Raw genomic sequence first — 4,895 nt, forward strand, 5'->3', positions numbered from 1 at the left:
CTGTTCACCGACTCGACGGTGCCGAGGATGGTGCGGCCGATCGCCTGGTCCGGATAGGCGGCCTGCTGGAACAGATCGAACACGTGGTCGTCGGGGTTGTCCCGCGCTGCGCCGATCTCCTGCACGATCACCTGTTGTTCACGATCGAGTTCGTGCTGCTCGAACTGCGAGTTCTGCAGGATATCGGAGAGGATATCCGCGGCGAGGGCCACATCTTCCTTCAGTACGCGGGCGAAATAGCCCGTGTGCTCGACCGAGGTCGCGGCATTGAGGTCGCCGCCGACATTCTCGATGGTCGAGGCGATCTCGAGCGCATCGCGGGTCTCGGTGCCCTTGAAGGCCATGTGCTCGAGCATGTGCGAAATGCCGTGTTCGGCGGCGGTTTCGCTTCGCGATCCAGCCTTGACCCAGATGCCCAGGGACGCGCTTTCGAGGTGCGGCATGTCGTCGGTCAAAACGGTCATGCCGTTATCGAGCGTCGTACTCCTGACAGTCACTTCTGCTCCTCTAGCACGCGGGTTCGTGCCGTAATGAAGCGCTCCACTGCGCCCTGATCGTTGTCGAGGACGGTGAAACGTTCTTCTCGTTCGTAAAGATCAGACAACCACGCCGGCAGAGCCGGTTCAATGCCCGCGGCTGCCTTGACGGCCGCGGGGAACTTCGCGGGGTGCGCGGTGGAGAGCGTCACCACCGGCGCGGCGCCACCCACCAGCGGACGCCCCACCGCGACGGCGACGGCGCTGTGCGGGTCGAGCAGATAGTCGGAGCCGGCCTTTACCGACTTGATGGTCGCGGCCGTTTCGGCCTCGCCGGTGCGACCGGCGACGAACTGGCGACGGATCGCGGCGAGAGCCTTGTCGGGGATGGAGAAGCCGCCGGACTGCCTGAGCCCGCTCATCATCGATTTGACGGCATCGGCGTCGCGATCGATGGATTCAAACAGCAGCCGCTCGAAGTTGGAGGACACCTGGATGTCCATGGAGGGGCTGATCGTCGGGGTGACGCCGGTCACCTCGTAGCGCCCGGTCTCGAGCGTGCGGGCGAGGATGTCGTTCGCATTGGTGGCGATGGCGAGGGTCTTGATCGGCAGCCCCATCCGCGCCGCGCAGTAGCCGGCGAAGATGTCGCCAAAATTTCCGGTCGGGACGGTGAAGATCACCTGGCGCTGCGGCGCACCGAGCGACGCCGCGGCGGTGAAGTAGTAGACGATCTGCGCGACGATGCGGCCCCAGTTGATGGAGTTGACGCCCGAGAGCTGGGTGGTGTCGCGGAAGCGGCGGTTGTTGAACAGGCCCTTTACGATGTCCTGGCAGTCGTCGAACGTGCCTCTCAGCGCAATGTTGTGGACGTTGGCATCGAGCACCGTGGTCATCTGCCGGCGCTGCACTTCGGAAGTCCGGCCCTCCGGGTGGAGGATGAAGATGTCGGTGGAATCGCGGCCACGGAAGGCCTCGATGGCGGCCGAGCCGGTGTCGCCCGAGGTGGCCCCGACGATGGTAGCGCGGGCGCCTCGGCGGGCGAGGATGTGGTCCATCACCCGCGCGAGGAATTGCATGGCGACGTCCTTGAAGGCCAGCGTCGGGCCGTGGAACAGCTCAAGGACGAAATGGCCAGGCTCGATCTCGACAAGCGGCGCCACCGAAGGGTGCCGGAAGGTCGCGTAGGCCTCGTCGATGATGCACTTCAGCTCGGCGTCGGGAATCTCGCCCTCGACGAAGCGGCCGATGATGTCGAAGGCGACTTCGGCGTAGGGCCGGTTGGCGAACGAGGCAATCTCGGCCGGCGTCACCTGGGGCCAGGTTTCAGGCACATAGAGGCCGCCGTCGGTCGCAAGGCCAGCGAGAACCGCGTCTGAAAAGCCGGGCACGGCCGCCCCGCCGCGCGTAGAGACATACTGCATGTAGGGGAAGCGCCCCGTCTTGTGCTGTCGCGGGCCCTGGAGCACGCGGTGTGGGATGCGCTGCACCCTATTGAAACTGCGGCTGCGCCGCAAGTTTCATGGCCGGGACGTCGGCCCGCGGCGCTGCCGGAGGACCCAGAACCAGAGCAGGAACGGCACCAGCGTCGCAAATCCGAACCAGGTAATGGCGTAGCCGAGGTGGTTGTTGGGGAAGCTGACGACCGTCTCGCCGCCTTGCGGGAGCGCATCGGCGCCCGCGGCGGGCAGGTCGATGTAGATGGGCGCGACGGGCTGCGGCACCGGGCCGGCGAGCGCGGCCAGCCGATCGGTATTGCGCACCCATTCGACGCGCTTGGCGGCATCGGGCGCCGGGGTGAAGCTGTTGACTGCCTCGGAGGCGCGGGCGATGCCGGTGAGGCTGATGAGCCCGGGCTCGACCGTTCCGCCCGTCGCGAACGCCTCGGCAGATTCTTGCGGCACGAACCCGCGGTTTATGAAGACGGTGCCGCCGGCAGCCAGGGACAGGGGTGTCATCACCCAGTAGCCCGGGCCGGAGAACTTGCCGCGCTGGTCGACGAGGCTGGTGAAGACCAGCACGGTCTCGGTGGGCTGGAAGGTCCCCGAGACGATCACCCGGCGATAGTCCCAGGCGGCGGCGTCGAAGGCGCTCCACTCGGCGAGCGGCGGCAGGTTTTCCGGCGGCATGGTCATGCGGGAGGCGACATTGGCGATGAGCCGCTCCTTCTCGCCAAGCCGCTCGACCTGCCAGATGCCGAGCGCGACGAACATGGCCATCAGCGCCAGCATCAGCGCGATGAAAGCCCAGAACGACCAGTTCGGGCGACGGCTCGCCCTGTGTGGGATGTCAGCCATCGACACGGCCTTCTTCGGCGCGATGACGGTATTGCAGGGCGACCATTGTCGCCTTGAACGGGCGAAGCAGCAGCAGCGACAGGACGATGGTGCCCGGTATCCAGAGCAGCAGGTGGACGAATGGCGGGGGATGGAACAGCCCCTCCACCGTGGCGGCCGCGCCGACGATGACGAACCCGACAACGAGGATGATGAAGACTGCGGGGCCCTCGGTGCCTTCGGCGAAGCTGAGGTCCTGACCGCAGCTCTCGCAGCGCTGCATCGGCTTGAGGAACCCCGAGAACAGCGGCCCCTCCCCGCAGCGCGGGCAGCGGCATGAGAGGCCCGTGGCAAAGGGGGAGGGCAGGCGTTCGGGGGTGGGCTCGGTCATGGGGCGACAGTTACGCCAAGCCGCCGGAATTGTCGAAGGGTGACGATGTCGCTGGCTGGTGGCGGGGCACCTACCCTTGCCCCTCCCTACAAGGGGGAGGGAGACGACTGCGGGCCGTACGCGGGCGTAAACAAAAGGGCGCAGCCTTGGCCGCGCCCGCTTTGAACCCTTGCGTCCGCCCTCAGTGGCCGAGCTGGACGCCCCAGCTACCCCAGACGTAGATCGTGGCAAACAGGAACAGCCAGACCACGTCGACGAAATGCCAGTACCAGGCGGCGAATTCGAAGCCGAGGTGGTGCTCGGGGGTGAACTCGTCGCGCATGGCTCGGATCAGGCAGACGATCAGGAAGATGGTGCCGATGATGACGTGGAAACCGTGGAAGCCGGTCGCCATGAAGAAGGTGGCGCCATACAGGTTGCCGGAGAACTGGAAGCCGGCTTCCGAGTACTCGAGCGCCTGCACGCAGGTGAACAGCAGGCCGAGCGCGATGGTGATCGCCAGGCCCCAGACGAGGCCGCGCTTGTCCTTGTGCAGCAGCGCATGGTGCGCCCAGGTCACCGCGGTGCCCGAGGTGAGCAGGATCAGCGTGTTGAACAGCGGCAGGTGCCAGGGATTGAAGAGCTCGACCCCGGTCGGCGGCCAGCTGTCGCCCATGGCCGCGATACGGGCATACTGCTCATGGGCGTCCTGGTTGAAGAAGCCGTCGAAATAGGCCCAGAACCACGCGACGAAGAACATCACTTCGGATGCGATGAACAGCATCATGCCGTAACGGTGGTGCATCATCACCACCGGGGTATGGTCGCCGGCCTTGCCCTCCTTGATGACGTCGCCCCACCACGCGTACATGGTGTAAAGCACGCCGACGGCGCCGGCGACGAGGATCCACGGCGGAGCAATCTTGTGGAACCACAGGATCGCGCCGACGGCCATGACGAAGGCCGAGACCGAGCCGACAAAGGGCCAGGGGCTGGGATTTACCAGGTGATAGTCGTGGTTGGGCTTGGCGTGCGCAGCCATGGTCAGGTTCCCTCGCTCTTAACGGCGTAGAATGTGTAGGACAGGGTAATATCGCGAACAGTGTCGAGATCTGAGTTCTCGGCAATGTCGGGGTCGACGAAGAACACGATCGGCATCTCGACGGTCTCGCCGGGCTGCAGCGTCTGCTCGGTGAAGCAGAAGCACTCGATCTTGTTGAAATAGATGCCGGTCTGCTCGGGCGTGACGTTGAAGATCGCCTGCCCGGTGATCGGCATGTTCGAGGAATTGTGGGCGGTGAAGACAACTGTCTCGACGTTGCCGATCTTGTCGGTGATGGGCTTGGCCGGCGTCACCGTCCAGGGCAGCGAACTCTCGACGTTGGAATCGAAGCGTACCGTCAGTTCGCGGGCGATGACCCCCTTGGGGTTGCCGTCGGACACCTGCGTCGTGCCACCCAGCCCGGTGGCCTGGCAGAACATCGTATAGAGCGGCACGGCAGCGTAGGCGGCGCCGATCATCGCGGCGACCACCACCACCAGCGTCACGGCGACGCGACGGTTGCGATGCTCATGCGGCAGCGGGACGTCCATCATCTCAGAGCGCCCGGTCGAATACGTGGGGGCCCATCTTCACGATAGTCAGTACGTAGAAGATGATGACGATGGCGCCCAGTACCAGGCCGAGCGCAATCGAGCGCCTGCGGCGGCGTGCCGCCAACTCGGCTTCATCGTCGCGCTTGGTCGGTTCAGTCATCACAGCCATCCGAGGGT

6 protein-coding genes are annotated in these 4,895 nt (G+C 65.4%); all 6 read right to left on the reverse strand.

Translation table 11 applies throughout. The features are described 5' to 3' along the window. Positions 1-497, reverse strand: a 497-nt coding sequence (locus JWQ89_RS19165; protein WP_299643650.1) for a pitrilysin family protein, incomplete at its 3' end; no start/stop codon positions are given. Continuing rightward, positions 494-1,900 carry a threonine synthase gene (gene thrC, locus JWQ89_RS19170; protein WP_299643652.1) on the reverse strand — a complete coding sequence of 469 codons (1,407 nt, stop codon included), beginning with the start codon at positions 1,898-1,900 and terminating at the stop codon, positions 494-496. The genes thrC and JWQ89_RS19165, both read right to left, overlap by 4 nt. A gap of 96 nt (positions 1,901-1,996) precedes the next feature. Further along, complete coding sequence (locus JWQ89_RS19175; protein ID WP_299643653.1) at positions 1,997-2,773, reverse strand: SURF1 family protein; 777 nt, start codon at positions 2,771-2,773, stop codon at positions 1,997-1,999. Beyond that, complete coding sequence (locus JWQ89_RS19180) at positions 2,766-3,143, reverse strand: DUF983 domain-containing protein (protein WP_299643655.1); 378 nt, start codon at positions 3,141-3,143, stop codon at positions 2,766-2,768. The genes JWQ89_RS19175 and JWQ89_RS19180 overlap by 8 nt, the downstream gene beginning before the upstream one ends. A 181-nt stretch (positions 3,144-3,324) precedes the next feature. Next, a complete protein-coding gene (locus JWQ89_RS19185) occupies positions 3,325-4,164 on the reverse strand; it encodes a cytochrome c oxidase subunit 3 (RefSeq protein WP_299643658.1) in 840 nt (279 codons plus the stop codon). A gap of 2 nt (positions 4,165-4,166) precedes the next feature. Next, on the reverse strand, positions 4,167-4,718 hold the full coding sequence (locus JWQ89_RS19190; RefSeq protein WP_299643659.1) for a cytochrome c oxidase assembly protein: 552 nt from the start codon (positions 4,716-4,718) through the stop codon (positions 4,167-4,169). Positions 4,719-4,895 lie beyond the last annotated feature (177 nt).

Origin of the sequence: Devosia sp. (genome assembly GCF_028290645.1) — a bacterium.
Classification (GTDB): domain Bacteria; phylum Pseudomonadota; class Alphaproteobacteria; order Rhizobiales; family Devosiaceae; genus Devosia_A.